This is a genomic window from Oscillatoria sp. CS-180 (genome assembly GCF_028330965.1).
Classification (GTDB): Bacteria; Cyanobacteriota; Cyanobacteriia; order Phormidesmidales; family Phormidesmidaceae; genus Halomicronema.
This window is the reverse complement of the sequence record NZ_JAQMUB010000091.1, coordinates 66,232-80,899: the sequence shown is the minus strand read 5'-3', so window position 1 is coordinate 80,899 and position 14,668 is coordinate 66,232. Positions and strand designations below refer to the sequence as shown.

The 14,668-nt window shown below is 50.0% G+C and carries 15 protein-coding genes and 1 tRNA gene; 13 read left to right on the top strand and 3 right to left on the bottom strand.

Going from position 1 to position 14,668, the window contains the following annotated elements:
• The first annotated feature begins 372 nt into the window (after nt 1–372).
• The 4 genes from PN498_RS24280 (at nt 373) to PN498_RS24265 (ending at nt 4,133) form a co-directional block, all read left to right on the top strand.
• The gene (locus tag PN498_RS24280; protein WP_272066020.1) at nt 373–1,587 is read left to right on the top strand and encodes a M20 family metallopeptidase; all 1,215 of its coding nucleotides are present in this window, start codon (nt 373–375) and stop codon (nt 1,585–1,587) included.
• 79 nt (nt 1,588–1,666) lie between these two features.
• Nucleotides 1,667–2,269, top strand: a complete 603-nt coding sequence (locus tag PN498_RS24275; protein ID WP_272066019.1) for a hypothetical protein — start codon at nt 1,667–1,669, stop codon at nt 2,267–2,269.
• A gap of 67 nt (nt 2,270–2,336) precedes the next feature.
• Entirely contained in the window at nt 2,337–2,948 is a 612-nt protein-coding gene (locus tag PN498_RS24270; protein WP_272066018.1) for a DUF3318 domain-containing protein, read from the top strand.
• A gap of 111 nt (nt 2,949–3,059) precedes the next feature.
• Entirely contained in the window at nt 3,060–4,133 is a 1,074-nt protein-coding gene (locus tag PN498_RS24265) for a S41 family peptidase (protein ID WP_272066017.1), read from the top strand.
• Between the two features lie 8 nt (nt 4,134–4,141).
• Here PN498_RS24265 and PN498_RS24260 read toward each other — a convergent pair whose 3' ends face one another.
• Nucleotides 4,142–4,435, bottom strand: coding sequence for a small RNA NsiR4-regulated ssr1528 family protein (locus PN498_RS24260; protein ID WP_272066016.1), 294 nt, complete (start codon nt 4,433–4,435; stop codon nt 4,142–4,144).
• A 187-nt stretch (nt 4,436–4,622) separates the two neighbouring features.
• On the opposite strand from PN498_RS24260, the gene rplS reads away from it, so the two are divergent.
• The 6 genes from rplS to PN498_RS24230 all read left to right on the top strand — a co-directional run bounded on the left by rplS (nt 4,623) and on the right by PN498_RS24230 (nt 8,157).
• Nucleotides 4,623–4,985, top strand: a complete 363-nt coding sequence (gene rplS / locus PN498_RS24255; protein ID WP_272066015.1) for a 50S ribosomal protein L19 — start codon at nt 4,623–4,625, stop codon at nt 4,983–4,985.
• 55 nt (nt 4,986–5,040) lie between these two features.
• Nucleotides 5,041–5,113, top strand: a tRNA-Trp gene (locus PN498_RS24250).
• Between the two features lie 411 nt (nt 5,114–5,524).
• Nucleotides 5,525–5,740 (top strand): hypothetical protein, encoded by a 216-nt coding sequence (locus PN498_RS24245; protein ID WP_272066014.1) that lies wholly within the window; start codon nt 5,525–5,527, stop codon nt 5,738–5,740.
• Between the two features lie 264 nt (nt 5,741–6,004).
• The gene (locus tag PN498_RS24240) at nt 6,005–6,235 is read left to right on the top strand and encodes a hypothetical protein (RefSeq protein WP_272066013.1); all 231 of its coding nucleotides are present in this window, start codon (nt 6,005–6,007) and stop codon (nt 6,233–6,235) included.
• Nucleotides 6,236–6,538: 303 nt separating this feature from the next.
• Nucleotides 6,539–7,564 carry an alpha/beta fold hydrolase gene (locus PN498_RS24235; protein ID WP_272066012.1) on the top strand — a complete coding sequence of 342 codons (1,026 nt, stop codon included), beginning with the start codon at nt 6,539–6,541 and terminating at the stop codon, nt 7,562–7,564.
• A gap of 59 nt (nt 7,565–7,623) precedes the next feature.
• Entirely contained in the window at nt 7,624–8,157 is a 534-nt protein-coding gene (locus PN498_RS24230) for a glycosyltransferase (RefSeq protein WP_272066011.1), read from the top strand.
• A gap of 250 nt (nt 8,158–8,407) precedes the next feature.
• Here PN498_RS24230 and PN498_RS24225 read toward each other — a convergent pair whose 3' ends face one another.
• Both PN498_RS24225 and pyrC read right to left on the bottom strand, forming a co-directional pair.
• A complete protein-coding gene (locus PN498_RS24225) occupies nt 8,408–9,907 on the bottom strand; it encodes a hydroxysqualene dehydroxylase (RefSeq protein WP_272066010.1) in 1,500 nt (499 codons plus the stop codon).
• 36 nt (nt 9,908–9,943) lie between these two features.
• The gene (gene pyrC / locus PN498_RS24220; RefSeq protein WP_272066009.1) at nt 9,944–10,972 is read right to left on the bottom strand and encodes a dihydroorotase; all 1,029 of its coding nucleotides are present in this window, start codon (nt 10,970–10,972) and stop codon (nt 9,944–9,946) included.
• A 182-nt stretch (nt 10,973–11,154) separates the two neighbouring features.
• Between pyrC and PN498_RS24215 the strand changes: the two genes are divergently transcribed.
• The 3 genes from PN498_RS24215 to PN498_RS24205 all read left to right on the top strand — a co-directional run bounded on the left by PN498_RS24215 (nt 11,155) and on the right by PN498_RS24205 (nt 14,653).
• On the top strand, nt 11,155–11,385 hold the full coding sequence (locus PN498_RS24215) for a DNA-directed RNA polymerase subunit omega (protein ID WP_272066080.1): 231 nt from the start codon (nt 11,155–11,157) through the stop codon (nt 11,383–11,385).
• 11 nt (nt 11,386–11,396) lie between these two features.
• Complete coding sequence (locus PN498_RS24210; protein ID WP_272066008.1) at nt 11,397–11,759, top strand: DUF1818 family protein; 363 nt, start codon at nt 11,397–11,399, stop codon at nt 11,757–11,759.
• 296 nt (nt 11,760–12,055) lie between these two features.
• Nucleotides 12,056–14,653, top strand: coding sequence for a PAS domain S-box protein (locus PN498_RS24205; RefSeq protein WP_272066007.1), 2,598 nt, complete (start codon nt 12,056–12,058; stop codon nt 14,651–14,653).
• Nucleotides 14,654–14,668: the final 15 nt, after the last annotated feature.

The following is a 14,668-nucleotide window of genomic DNA, read 5'->3' as shown; positions in this document are numbered from 1 at the left end:
AATTTATACGGCAGGCTTTTAGTCATGCCTACTTGGCTAAGCTTTAGATCCATTTTGGCATGAGTTTTTGATAGAGTTCGAGTGCTATTTCTGGCTCTGGAAATGGCGAATCGCTCTCCTTATCTACGAATGAAGAATGTGAAAAGCAAGGTCTTGTCTCTTCGACAAACGTCTCTGCACGAGAGCGCAGTTGCTGTAATCGTTTGCGAAGTTCTCTGAAGGAAAATGACGAATAGTTAGTAAGAGAAAAAGGTGGCTTTTTCTACGCAGTACTACCATCGTGAGTCAGAGGACTGCGGATACGGAGTTTGAGACACGCAATTTATATAACTCTGGATTTACTTTCCTATTACACAGGCAATTTACCAAGCAATGATTTCAACGGTTTTTCCAACCTCCACTCCTATCCTTACTGGAGTACGGCTCCAAGTCCGGAAACTACAGCCGCAGATTACGCTCTGGCGACGGCTTATTCATCAGCGACCTGAGTTAGCTTTTAACGAGTTGCAGACGGCCACTTTTATTAGTCAAAAGTTAACTGAGTGGGGAATTGAGCATCAATCAGGAATTGCAAAAACAGGGATCGTTGCAGTAATCAAGGGGCATCGTCCCGGTCCTGTACTAGCAATTCGAGCCGACATGGATGCTTTGCCCATCCAAGAGCTTAATGATGTCGAGTATCGCTCACAGCACGAAGGCGTGATGCATGCGTGTGGTCATGATGGTCATGTCGCGATCGCACTGGGAACGGCCTACTATCTTTCTCAGAACCGTCACAGCTTTTGCGGTACCGTCAAACTGATTTTTCAACCCGCAGAAGAGGGACCCGGAGGAGCCAAACCCATGATTGAGTCGGGGGTTTTAGAGAACCCTGATGTCGATGCGATCATTGGTCTACATCTTTGGAATAATTTGCCTTTGGGGACCGTTGGTGTGCGGACGGGTCCACTAATGGCTGCAACTGAATTTTTTCACTGCACGATTAAGGGACGGGGTGGACACGGGGCAATTCCTCACCAAACCGTTGACTCCATCGTGGTTGCAGCTCAGGTCGTCAATGCCATTCAGACTATTGTGGCCCGCAACATTGATCCGCTGAAATCCGCAGTGGTTACCTTAGGCGAACTACACGCAGGTTCAGCAGTTAATGTGATTGCCGATCAGGCTCGCCTCAGTGGCACTGTGCGATACTTCGACGAATCTTACGAAGGGTATTTTGAGCAACGGCTCGATCAGATTATTGGTGGGATTTGCCAATCTCATGGTGCGAGCTACCAGTTAGATTACAATCCGCTTTATCCACCCGTTGTCAATCATCCAGATGTAACCGATCTCGTTCGGTCAGTCGCACTATCAGTAGCAGAAACGCCTGCTGAGGTTATCCCCGATTGCCAAACCATGGGCGGAGAAGATATGTCCTTTTTCCTTAGAGCGGTTCCCGGCTGCTACTTCTTGTTGGGCTCAGCCAATCAGGCTAAGAGTTTGGCCTATCCACATCACCATCCGCGCTTCGACTTCGATGAGGCTGCTCTGTCAACCGGGGTTGAAATGTTTGTTCGCTGTGTAGAGTCATTCTGTCGAAATTAATTTCTGGCAAAAATACATCCACCTACTGGAATGCTCGGTAAGCTATTCGTAACCTTGCTGCTCAGAGGAGGTGGAATCAATGAGTCGACGGTCAGTTGGATGGATGGGAGTTGCCGCGATCGCACTCACCGTAGCCCTGTTGCTGGGGTACGACTGGAACAATTCTGGATTGACCCGTTCATCGTTTCAAATCGCTCAGGAGGCCCCGACTGATATTCCTGAGCTAACGGCTGCTGAACCAGCAATCAGCGGCACTTATGAAGATCCACAAGGCAACTTTCAGATTGGTATTTTAGATGGATATGGGGTGAGTTCCATGGCGGGTTCACCCTTGTTTCAATCCTTGGACGGTGGTTTAGCCTACAGCGTGGTGACAGTTCCTCTAGAGACTGATGCTCCCCTCTCAGATATTGGGCTGGTGGATCTGGCACAAACAGCTTTGAGCAACGGTGAAGGATTTCAAACCCAGACCTTTACTCCCGTTTCGGGAGGGGGATTGCAAATTAGCTGGTCTGGCAGGTTTAGTCAGGGAACGTCACCGTCTCAACCCATTTCAGGAGTCGTTTTAGCAAAACAGCAGGGGGGAGAGGCCTACTTGTTGGTGGTTGCCGCTTTAGAAGAAGCTGACCTCCAAGTTGCGCAAGTGGTTTCCACATTAGCCAGTACCCTTACACTCCTTTAGCCTGCAAACGTCTCTTCTTTGTCGCCTCCATCCGATAACCTGTATGGAGGGATCTGAGGTATCACCTGTGGTTAATACCAACGCCGAAATTACCCGTCTAAAAGATCTCATGCCAGCCTCTGGGCGCATGAAGATTCGGATTATGATTGACGATCGCCAGTCAACGGTGATTGAGACACCCTTTCCGCGTCCTTGGCAACGGAGCCACCCTATCAGTATCAACTGGCAACTATGGCAGGAACTCTCAGTCTCACAGCGAGATTTACTCTTCCTTCACAATGTTTGCTGGCTGATTTCCGTACGGTTGTTGAAGCCTGAACTGTATCAAGGCATCGCAGCAGTGGGTGTGCTAGGGACTGTATTTGAGCTTTTTCAAGCCGATGCGGTGGGTATCTTGGCGGCTGGTGGACTGACGGCGATCGCGGCAAGTCAGGTCTGGCGCACGAATACAGGTAATCAGGCCAAGTTGGATGCTGATGACGTTGCTGTGCGAGTTGCTCAACGGCGCGGCTATTCTGAGCGAGACGCAGTTCGTCACTTACTGGAGGCCATTGAGACTGTTCCTCGGATTGAAGGGCGCGGTGGTATGAACTATACGGAATTGCTGCGATCGCAAAAGCTGAAATCTCGCTTGGGAACAGCAAACACCCCTCCCGCAGCCCGCATTCGGACCCAATAGACGTCTGATGAAAAATAACGAACTCGGGTGATGGGAAACCTTTGTAGTCTGCTTTGCTGCCCCCATCTTGTTGAACAGTTCCTCAATGCTTTAGTAGGCTCTCTTTGATTAATGAATTCAGACTATTCAGACGCAGCAACTTTTGTACTGGACGAGGCTCAACGCGCTTCACTACTGGATACCGTTGTCAAAACCTTAGACCAATACGTATTCCCTGATGTGGCAGAACAGCTCAAAGCAGACATTCAAGAACGGCAGCAAAACCGGGCCTATGATGACGTCATCGATGGGGAACACCTAGCTCAACTGCTGACGATGCAGCTCCAGGAACAGTCGGGCGATCGCCAGCTACGCCTTCATTTTAGTGCTCAACCGTTACCCGATCTGAATCCGAACAAAACACCTAGCCCAGAAGCACTGGCAGCGGAGGAGCAGCAAAGCCGTCACCGTAACTTTGACATTAATCGGGTTGAGCGGTTGCGTGGCAACGTGGGGTATCTGGAGCTATATGGTTTCGAACCCCCGGAATTTGCAGGGAACACAATCGCTGCGGCAATGACTTTCGTGGCCCAGACTCAAGCGCTCATCATTGATCTGCGCCACAATCGGGGCGGCTCTCCAGCGATGGTTGCCCTATTGTGTAGCTATTTGCTTCCCGCTTACCCTGCTGTTCATTTGAATGACTTGTATTGGCGACCGGACGACACCACTCGTCAATGGTGGACGGTCTCTCATGTGCCCGCGCCGCGCTATGTAGAAAAGCCCGTTTACGTGTTGACTAGCCAAGAAACGTTTTCCGCAGCAGAAGAGTTTGTCTATAACTTGCAAGCTCTCAAGCGCGTCGTTGTTGTGGGAGAGCATACGGCAGGAGGCGCTAATCCCGGACGGGGATATCGGCTGCACAATCACTTTTGGATGTTTGTCCCGACTGGATACTCTACTAACCCGTTAACCGGAACCAATTGGGGAGAGACGGGCGTTGTTCCTGATGTCAAGGTCCCTTCGGAGCTGACCCTGCTAACGGCTCATTTAATGGCACTGAATAAACTGCTTGAGACTGAGGCGAGCAGTCCACAATTTCGAGAATTACAGCGCTCAATGTTGATGGTTGAGCGGGAGCTGAATTCAAAGAGAGCCGATTTAATCAGTCAACTCAAGCAACCTAACAGCCAGGGGGCGATGTAGAGGCGGTGTCATTTGCTGCCGTAATAGAAGGCAACTTCTTTGTCCTTGAGGGGGGTAAACTCTGCGTCTAGCAGCATTTGGTTGAGGTCATCTTGGCTAAAATGCTTGGCTCCAATTCGGACAATGCGCGATCGCATTGTGTTCTGCACGCCGCTCCGTTGGCGACCTTCCTCTTTAGCCATAACTTGCTTATACAGTTCAAGCTTATTGGCAGGAATGGGGCTGCCATCAAGGTCAAGCCCTTTTGCGATCGCAACATCAACAGCGTCAGCCCCAGTAGTCGATTGAGTCAAGTCAGACATAATGTTCAGAAATTAAAGAATTTATGGGTATCGTATCAGGAGATGCTGAGTTGAATTCAGCAGTCTACGGGCGATCGCTGGGTTGAAATGCAGTACCTTGCTTCTATTGCCAACAACGATTCAAAACCTATAGACAAAACAAGCTCGGCTATTCTAGTATTGAAGACTGTGCGCTTTTTCAAAAATCATGAACGCGGAACAAGCAATTCGTTCGCTTGAGGCGGACTATATCAAAAATGACCTGCCCGATATCTATGTGGGCGACACCGTTCGGGTAGGTGTCCGTATTAAGGAAGGTGGTAAGGAACGGATTCAGCCCTACGAGGGCACCGTCATCGCTATGCGAAACGGCGGCATTAATGAATCGATTACAGTCCGACGGATTTTTCAAGGGATTGGTGTAGAACGAGTTTTTCTGTTGCATGCGCCTCGCGTAGCCAACATCAAGGTTCTACGTCGCGGTAAGGCTCGTCGAGCCAAGCTCTATTACTTGCGCGATCGCGTCGGTAAGGCAACTCGCTTGAAGCAGCGCTTTGATCGCCCTGTCTGAGGCCATACCAGAGTCATTCGTGGTAGCATAAAGGACCCTCTTTGGGTTCCTTCATGCGTCCTTAGTTCAGTTGGTAGAACGCAGGTCTCCAAAACCTGATGTCCGGGGTTCGAGTCCTCGAGGGCGCGCTTGGAACAAAACCCTTGAAACGCAATCGTTTCAAGGGTTTTGTCACGCTCTGGGCTTTGTCTTAATGCGTCATTTTGACGATCAGGCGTACCCCTAAGGATATTCTCTACGAACATTTTGATACGACGCTCAGATACAGGCATCCGATAGCAGTGTCCTAAGTAGCGTTACCCCAGAATTGACTCCGATGAGTCAAGACGAAACTGCCCTTGATGTCTTGTGGGAACGCTATGTCACTTTCAATAGAATCATGTTCATCAGCTTTATTTACTGGAGCGAATCATTCAAATGCCGGAAAGTGTGGTGGACGTCCCTGTATTTGAGGAGTGCGGATTCGGATGAGCAATATTTTAGAAACCCTGGCGAATAACGTGTCAACCGCTGACAACCCACTATAAGACCCGGAAACCATGAATACAAAAACACAACACAAACTTATACGTCAGGGTAACTACGTGGCAGAAGTTGAAGTCACCCTGACGTATACCGTTCATGACTGGGCCCCTTACCTGTCCTTACAGGAAGCTGAAAAGCTCGACCAACTACGTCGTGCTCTACAACAAGAAGATCTCGCAACAGCAACCAAAACTGCTCGCGTTTATCATCTAACGCCCGTAGTTTCTTGAAGCCTGACGGACAAGGACGGGTAACTCAGCACTGAAGCGAATTATGCTTTTTCATTGAGAAAACTAATCTCAAGGACGATGAGGTGCGGCTTGGGCATCGGCATTTTGACTGCGTGATTGTGGATGAAACGCACCGATTGATTCCAGGAAAAACGGCAATACTACAGGCCAGGAAAATTATGTGAAAGCGAGGTTTATTTAATCCAACTGGAGTATAGAATCACCTGGTTATGATGAGGGTAATGCCAGTGGAGGAATCCGGTAATGTTCCATCTTTATTTCGGAGCCTTTGATATCGCGCTCTACCTCGGAGGCACTTACATTGCCTTAGTATTGGCCAAAGCCATTTGCGAAGAGGCTCCTGCGGAATACACAGCCTCGGTTAATACTCTCACCGCATCATCAGAAGAACTGTCAGTACCTGCTTCCGCGTCAGTGAGAATACCCCAAACCAAGAGCGTTGAGCAACCACAGCGAGTTAGCCTTTCTGACTAAAAAGTCGTAGAAATCTTCACCCCGTGATGACCTCCCCGCCAAATGGTCGCACCGTTAGCTTCTCACGACCATTCAAAAGCTGACTGATAGCCTATGCTTTTGAAAACCTTGAATCGTAAGAGTTCCTCATCTTGGACTGAGGTTAAGTTAGGCCGGAGCAACCGTTCTACTCTACCCACAGCACAGCATCTGTTGAGGCGAAAGCTCTCACCCAGTTGGGTAACCCCAACAGCAGGATTTGACTCCTCTGACAAACCGATAAATTGAGGTAGACGACTCCGAACTGGAGGTTCTTGTGCTCAAATGCTTGTGCTCAAATGGATGAAGCGTCTTGCGCTTGTTGCCGCTACGATACTCTTTTTAGCGCTGCTAACAGGCTTCGTTTACGAGCAGTGGTCTCGCCAAAACGTCGCTCAAACATTTCCGCCCCCTGGCGAACTTGTCGAGGTTGACGGCAAGCTGTCTCACCTCCATTGCAGTGGGGAAGGAAGTCCAACGGTAGTTTTAGAGGCAGGCATTAACGAAGGAGGATCGCAGGTTTGGGAAATGGCGCGCCCAGCTATTGCTCCATTGAGCCGTGTGTGCGCATATGATCAGGCTGGCATCATGTGGAGCGAACATCGCGATCGCCCCAGAGACGCCGATCACATTGCAGAAGACCTGCACGCTCTATTGGCTGCTGCGGGTGAGTCTCCCCCCTACGTCATGGTGGGTCACTCACTGGGTGGGCTGCTAATTCGGGTCTTTGCCGATCATTTCAGTGACGAAGTCGTTGGGTTTGTTTTCGTCGATTCATCCCACCCAGAGCAGAATAAACGCTTTCCTGCAGACGTACTGGATGTCATGGCATTTCCTTCGCCACTGCTGCTTAGGGCTATCTCTGCCTTTGGTGTCCTGCGCCTTGAGTCTTCGGCATCCCCGAGTGTTCTTCCCCAAGAGGTTGGTAAGGCCATTCGCAGCCACTTACCGCAGAGCATGACCGGCATAGCTGACGTCATCGAAACAATAGACAACATTTTTACTCAGGCACAATACACCGGGCCGTTTGGCGATCTGCCCATAGTCGTTCTCACGGCTGGTCACTTTCCAGAACAGCTGCCTTATCAGATGGATGCGGCACAAACAGCTAGGTTACAAGACGTGTGGTCAGATACCTGGCCTAGATTACAAGCCGAACTCACAGCGTTATCGACGAATACAGACTGGCGCGTTATCGAAAAAGCATCGCACAATATTCCCCTAGATGCTCCAGAAGCCATCACAGCAGCGGTGAGAGATGTTATTGTCGCTCAGCGTGAAGACACTCCTGTTCGGTATGCTGAGCGATGAGAGGTTGAGGCTTGCAGACAGCACAAGAACAGACCCGACAATCAGGATAGGTCACCACGATGAAAATCAACATTCTCACCATTGGCTCACGGGGCGACGTGCAACCTTACCTGGCCTTAGGGGTCGGGCTACAGCGGGCAGGTCATTGGGTGCAACTGACCACCCATGAAATCTTTAGGGAGCTGATTACTCGCTATGGTCTCGATTTCTTTCCGATTGGCGGCAATCCCCAGGCCCTTACCCAGGGCGAAGCTGGACAAGCCATGATTGAGTCTGGGCGTAACCCCATCAAGGTGCTTCAGGGCCTAACCCAAGCGCTGGAACCTATCATGGCAGAGTGTTTGGAGCAGTCCTGGCAGTCTTGTCAAGATGCGGACGCTATTATCAGCACAGGGGCTGCATTTTGGGGAGACGACATTGCCCAGCGCCTAGAATTGCCGTCCTTTTTTGGACTTTTGCAACCCATTTCTGTGACCACTGAGTTTCCCCACTTTCTGGCTCCAGCAGTTAATCTGGGCGGAGCCTTTAACTGGTTCACATACCAATTCATTGTCCGAAAATGGCGTCCAAAAGGCTGTTCAGATTGTGCATAATCACCTAGAGCGCGTCATCAATTAATCTTAGAAGCCTTGTGGCACAAGCATTGATGCGCCCGTTATTAATTTATCAGCTAGGGACCCGTCGCTCGTTCCGTTAAGACAAGACGGTAAGCCATTGGGCTATCTGCTAGGCCCTCGGAGGCTACTGGGTGCACCAGCCTAGAGGGCTAAAGCCATACTCTAGCCCTGGCAGGCTTTCTCGTGTTCAATTTCTGGTGGGCGTCTTCACTGGAACTCGTATTTTCTAGACTAGCCAAGGATTGGGAATAAACTGCGTCCACTCTTTGAGGGTTTGATTAAGCGTTCTGGCGAGCTGAATATGGGGTTCGTCGGCTTCGATGGGAATAATGTTGGCCTGGCTGCCGATTCCGAACTGTTCGACAACTCGGTTAGCGGCTTCCAAGCCTGTGACATAGGCTTTCTCTTGTGACCAAGAACCGTGGCGAGTCACAATCCAATCGCCGCTCATATATAAATTAGGAATATCCGTAGTCGCTGACAAAAGATATTGGTAACTCCCCGGAAAAAAGTGAGTAACGCCCTCTTTCACGCGGATAACGCTGCTGTCGATTACCGTGGCGCTACCAAAGGCAGGAATGCAGGTGGTCAGATCGCGGTGCACTTTATCCACGATTTGCTCATCGCTCATGGGTAAGAGCTGATTAGCATGATAGAAATCGGCTTCGACGACAGAGTGCGCTTCATCGTGATACTCATCGTGTAAATCATTCAAATCGAAGAATGTCCAGCCCGTGGTGGCATCAAAGCCAAAGCAGGCATTAGACGGCAGCGGAATGTCGATCTTGCGATCAAACCAGAGGCGGGTGGCTAAGACATCAATGCCCTTGAGATTAGACAGATTGCGAAATTGAGGATAATTATTCAGGGTTTGACTGTTGGCAACAATTTTTTTCATCCCCGTGATGCTGACACCTGAAATCACGGCATCAGCGCTAAAGAACTCAGGGCCACATTGAACCCCTGTGGCGATTCCCGATTGGTCCACAACGATGTCAGTGACCCTCTGGTTGGTCAGGACCTTGCCCCCTGCCGCTTCAATCTGAGCAATCCAAGGCTGAAAGATTCTAGCTCCGACGGTGCCCCGACACCACACCACATCAAAATCGGACTGATGGGCCAGGATGAAGTAGTAGAGCATTCCCAAGGCAGCAGCGGCAGAACACTGTTCACCGGGAGCAAACAAGCCCACCAGCAGCATGGGTTCAAACGAGTCTCGATAGAGTCTGTCCGTGACGCCGTACTGTTTGAACAGCTCTCGGGCGGTCATTTTGTCGTAGTTTTGCCAAGCCTGATCGGAGTTATCAAAATCGATCACCGCATACAGTAAGGGCAGAGCTGATAGGCGATCGCTCAGGGGTAACCGTTTGAATTGAGTGTAGATAAACGTCCCTAAGGGAGCAGGCAAGCGGGGTTCATTTTGAAAGAGGGGCGATTCGACTTCTAGTCCAGCAGGCGAATATTGAGAAGATCGAGTGAACCGAGTGAAGGGGTTTAGCCCCAATGCCTTAACCTGATTGAAGATATTGCGATAGGGATACCAAAAGCCATGTATTCCCCCCTCAACTGATCGCCCTCCAGGGGTTTGCCATCCGGCTACCAACCCTCCAGGATGAGCCGCCGCCTCTAACAGGGTGACATCGTAGCCCTGGTTTACCAAATGAGAGGTGGCGGCTAAACCTGCCCAACCTGCACCGATAACGACTATCTTTTTAGGCTCAGACATGACCTACCTTACGTGAGAAACTACGACGCTCTAGCATCATGCCATTTGCCAGGTCATCTCTTCCCCGGCGCGCAAAGGGACGACGCCAGATTCCATCCAGGGCATTTCGTCAGGAATGCGCCAGGTTGTTTTGGTCAAGGTGATTTGCTCAGTGTTGCGGGGCAATTGATAAAAGTCGGGTCCGTGAAAGCTGGCAAAAGCTTCAAGTTTGTCCAAGGCGTCAACGCTCTCAAAAGCTTCTGCATACAATTCCAGAGCGTGTAAAGCCGAATAGCACCCTGCACAGCCACAGGAACTTTCTTTGCTGCCTCGGGGATGGGGAGCGCTATCGGTCCCTAGAAAAAATTTGGGATTGCCAGAGGTAGCTGCTTGCAAAATAGCTTGGCGATGCTCCTCATGTTTCAAAATTGGCAGGCAATAGTAATGGGGTCGAATCCCGCCTTTGAAGAGGATGTTGCGGTTAAACAATAGATGTTGTGGGGTAATGGTTGCCGCAGTGTTGTGAGCCGATAAAACAAACTTCACTGCGTCTGAGGTTGTAATGTGTTCAAACACCGTCCGCAGGTTAGGAAACCGCTGCTTGAGAGGGATCAACTTGTTCTCGATGAAGATTTTCTCGCGATCAAACACGTCCACCCATGCGTCAGTCACTTCCCCGTGCAGCAATAGCGGCAGGTCTACTTGCTGCATGGCTTCAAAGACGCGATCGCACTTGCGAATATCCGTTACCCCAGAGTCTGAGTTCGTGGTGGCACCTGCCGGATAGTACTTCACCGCTTTGACAAACCCAGAGGCTTTAGCCGCGATAATCTCTTTAGGGTCAGTGTTGTCAGTGAGGTAGAGGGTCATCAATGGCTCAAACCGTTTGCCCGCTGGAATGGCTGCCATGATGCGATCTCGATAGGCAGCCGCCTCCGCCACCGAGCGCACGGGAGGCTTCAGATTCGGCATGATGATGGCGCGGGCAAACTGACGCACCGTATGAGGCAAAACGGCTTTTAGCACGGCACCATCTCGCACATGCAGATGCCAGTCGTCGGGTTGAGTTATGGTCAGCTTCTGCATCGTGAAATCATAAAATAGCGTGATTTTAGTATCGTCTATCCACGCCTAAATCAGAGAGCTTACAAACCTAGACACTATGCTGGCGCGAAAAAGAGCGTCCTGGCATCACTACTATCTTATTCTTGCGAGGAGGATTGGGGCGTTTTGTTATACTTGTGGTTCAGACGTTCAAGACGGACTCCATGCTCAAAAATACTTCTCCTTTTGATAGCCAGCAGATTATGCGTCGGCAGGAAGATTTGATTAACGCTGCGTCCAATCGCTACCGCATCACCGTGCAAGTGGCCAACCGGGCTCAACGCCGTCGCTTCGAAGAGTTTGAGGCTTACGATGACCCCCGCATGAAGCCTGTCTTGAGGGCTATTATCGAAATGTCCGATGAGCTGACCCAACCGGAAATCATTGGTGAATAGTCGGGTCGGCTGTGCGTCACGTTAAAGAAGGCGATGGATGGCGTTTGGGATACGACCCAGACGCCACTGTCTTTAAAGGGCTGGTGGGAGGCGATCGCTGGGCGGTAGAGATGACCCAACCAGAATTTCAGGACTTCTGCCGCCTCACTCAACAGCTTGCTAAAACTGTCCAGGCGATCGCTGCGGAACTCATGGACGAAGAACGCATCACCTGTGAGCAGGAAACCGATCATATCTGGGTCGAAGTTGAGGGATTGCCCGCAGACTATAGTTTGAGATTTATTCTGTTGCAGGGACGTAACGTTGAAGGGGCTTGGCCTAATTGCGTCATTCCCGAACTCATGCAAGCCGTTGCCTCCGTCGGTGTTCTTTAAGGTTAAGTGCGCCTCAGACTGCCGTCAGCTGACACCAGTCATTTCTCTATTCTCCATCTCTCTCTTTTGGAATAATTTCTGCTACGGCGCTCAAACTCGGAGGGGCACTAACGATACAATTCCGCTAGGGTATAAGCAGGTCTGATTAAAGGGTTGTCAAAGTACGATGTTAAGCTTCCCTGTGTTCAGACAGCAGTGGCATGAAGATCAAAACTCGTTTCTGGGCTAAGCTCATTCGTTTTTGCCAATCAACATTCGTTTCAAGAGAACAAAATGTTGATGCACAGGACACTGCTTTGACGAATTGGCAGCGACAGTTCATGCAGTCGAAAGGGCCCTATCAAAGAATTTTTGAGACGCAAAAAGAGCTGATTTGTCTCTACAAACCTGATACGACCATTATCTACATGAACCCTGCTTTTTGTAGATATTTTGGAATATCACCAGCGGATTGGGTTCATAAAAGCTATCAGCCTGTTGTCTATGAAGGCGATCGCGACCGTGTTGAGCGCTTAGTCAAATCTATGAGCGCTGCCAACCCTCAGGTGACTATTGAGAATCGGGTCGTCGTTCAGGGAGAAGTGCGATGGACTCAGTGGAACAATCGCTGCTTCTGTGATGAGCAGGGACACATCATCGCTTACCAAGCCGTGGGACGCGATATTAGTCAGCTCAAAACGGTTGAATACGAACTGCGGGAAAGCGAAAAGCGATATCGCAGTTTGATTGAAACCATTCCTCAGTTAGTCTGGGTTGCTGAGGCTAGTGGTGTCTCTAGTATTGACTTCAATCAGCGCTGGTTTGAGTACACTGGACAAACTCCTGAAACGGCAAAAGGAAGGGGTTGGCTAGCAGCCATTCATCCTGATGATGTTGAAACGGTTGTTGCTAATTGGGAGGCAGCCACTGCCGACGGAAGCAACTACGAGGCTGAATATCGATTACGGCGAGTGGATGGACAGTTTGTTTGGCATTTAGCCAAAGCTGAGCCTTCTCATAATCAACATGGAGACATTGTCTGCTGGTACGGCACGTCTACTGATATTAGCGATCTCAAGCGCATTGAAGTAGAGCGCATTGAAGCAGAGCAAGCGCTACAGCAACTCAATGAAACCTTGGAACTTCGAGTAGCCGAGCGAACCGCTGAGCTGAGAGCCACTAACCAGGCACTAGAGGAAGAGATGAAGCGCTATGAGACGGCAAAAGCGCAGTTTCAGGAGAGTGAAGAACGTTTCCGCAAGGCCGTGGTGAATGCTCCGTTTCCTATTTTTATCCATGCTGAAGGTGGCGAAATCCTTCAAATTAGCCACGCAGTCTCTGAAATTACAGGTTACGTTGCAGATGAACTAGAGACGCTGGAGGACTGGACTCAAAGAGTCTATGGCGATCGCCAGCATTTGGTTTTAGAGAATATCAATCGCCTATATGACCTCAATCGTCGGGTCGATGAAGGCGAATTTGAAATTCGAACCAAAGCAGGTGAAATGCGAAACTGGTTGTTCAGTTCTGCACCTCTAGGACGACTTAGTGATGGAACAAGATCGGTAATTTCGATGGCAGCTGATGTCACACAACAAAAAAAGACAGAGGCAGCCTTAGCGGATCGACTGCGACAGCAGGCTGTGGTTGCGCAGCTCAGTCAAACCGCACTGTCGGGTTTGGATCTGCAATCTCTTTTTGATCATGCTGTTCGGTTAATTGCAGAGAGTTTAGAGGTTGAATACTGCCGAATTCTAGAGATACAGCCTAATGGGCGGTTCTTCCTATTGCGATCGGCTGTAGGATGGCCTGCCGAGTTGGTTCAGCAGGCGACAGTTGTCACGAGTGAAGAGTCCCCTCCAGGACTTGCATCGCGAACTGGAGAGCCTGTTGTCATTGACGATTTAGTGACCGACACTAGATTTCCTGAAATATCGCTATTGGCGGATTATGCGGTAGTCAGCGGCATGACTACTCATATTCCAGGCAAGGGAAACGAAAAGTTCGGTGTCTTGGGGGTCTATTCCACGTGCCAACGGACCTTTACCCAAGACGACATCAACTTTCTGCAAGCCGCAGCCAACTTACTGTCTGCGGCAGTTGTTCGCAAAGGAGCTGAGCAAGAGCTGCAACAGCTTAATCTTACGTTGGAAAACCGAGTGCGCGATCGCACTCAAGCGCTTGAGTCAGCCAACCAAGAATTGGCCGCTTTTTCTTACTCCGTAGCCCATGACTTACGGGCTCCCCTGAGAGCCATTCAGGGATTTGCCCAAGTCTTAGATGAAGACTACACGACTGAGATCGATGACCTCGGCAAAGAATATATTCACCGGATGTCTGCTTCTGCGGAGCATCTAGACTTTCTAATTCAGGACTTATTGACTTACAGTCAGCTTGGTCGAACTGCTATTAATCTAAACTGGGTCGATATCAACGCTGTCATTAAAAGCATTTTGGATGACTTGCAGCATTCGCTACAGCTGCAACAGGCCAGCGTTTTTGTAGAGCCTAATTTGCCTAACGTGTACGCCCAGCGGAGTGTGTTGCGGCAGGTTTTGAGCAACCTGATTAATAATGCTCTAAAGTTCATGCCCCCTGACACTCAACCGCAAGTCCACATTAGGGCTGAAGCCAGACAGGCTGCTTCTCAAAAGGTTGGTTCTGAGTCCCATTGGGTGAGAATTTGGATTGAGGACAATGGCATCGGGATTGCTCCCAGGCACCAGCAGCGCATTTTCAATCCCTTTGAGCGATTGCACGGAGCGGAAACTTATTCGGGAACTGGCATTGGCCTTTCGATCGTGCAGCGAGGTGTTCAGCGGATGGGGGGACAGGTTGGTCTCGAATCGGCAGAGGGCCAAGGCAGTCGCTTTTGGTTTGAACTCAAAGGCCGACCCCACAGAAGTTCTAAGTAACGCGATTCGGGAAAT

Excerpts from the sequence above, each read along its gene's own strand:
- PN498_RS24235 (WP_272066012.1), top strand. The coding sequence starts at position 6,539 with ATGCTTGTGCTCAAATGGATGAAGCGTCTTGCGCTTGTTGCCGCTACG.
- PN498_RS24225 (WP_272066010.1), bottom strand. The coding sequence starts at position 9,907 with ATGTCTGAGCCTAAAAAGATAGTCGTTATCGGTGCAGGTTGGGCAGGT.
- PN498_RS24265 (WP_272066017.1), top strand. The coding sequence starts at position 3,060 with ATGAATTCAGACTATTCAGACGCAGCAACTTTTGTACTGGACGAGGCT.
- PN498_RS24240 (WP_272066013.1), top strand. The coding sequence starts at position 6,005 with ATGTTCCATCTTTATTTCGGAGCCTTTGATATCGCGCTCTACCTCGGA.
- PN498_RS24230 (WP_272066011.1), top strand. The coding sequence starts at position 7,624 with ATGAAAATCAACATTCTCACCATTGGCTCACGGGGCGACGTGCAACCT.
- rplS (WP_272066015.1), top strand. The coding sequence starts at position 4,623 with ATGAACGCGGAACAAGCAATTCGTTCGCTTGAGGCGGACTATATCAAA.
- pyrC (WP_272066009.1), bottom strand. The coding sequence starts at position 10,972 with ATGCAGAAGCTGACCATAACTCAACCCGACGACTGGCATCTGCATGTG.
- PN498_RS24280 (WP_272066020.1), top strand. The coding sequence starts at position 373 with ATGATTTCAACGGTTTTTCCAACCTCCACTCCTATCCTTACTGGAGTA.
- PN498_RS24260 (WP_272066016.1), bottom strand. The coding sequence starts at position 4,435 with ATGTCTGACTTGACTCAATCGACTACTGGGGCTGACGCTGTTGATGTT.
- PN498_RS24215 (WP_272066080.1), top strand. The coding sequence starts at position 11,155 with ATGCTCAAAAATACTTCTCCTTTTGATAGCCAGCAGATTATGCGTCGG.
- PN498_RS24275 (WP_272066019.1), top strand. The coding sequence starts at position 1,667 with ATGAGTCGACGGTCAGTTGGATGGATGGGAGTTGCCGCGATCGCACTC.
- PN498_RS24245 (WP_272066014.1), top strand. The coding sequence starts at position 5,525 with ATGAATACAAAAACACAACACAAACTTATACGTCAGGGTAACTACGTG.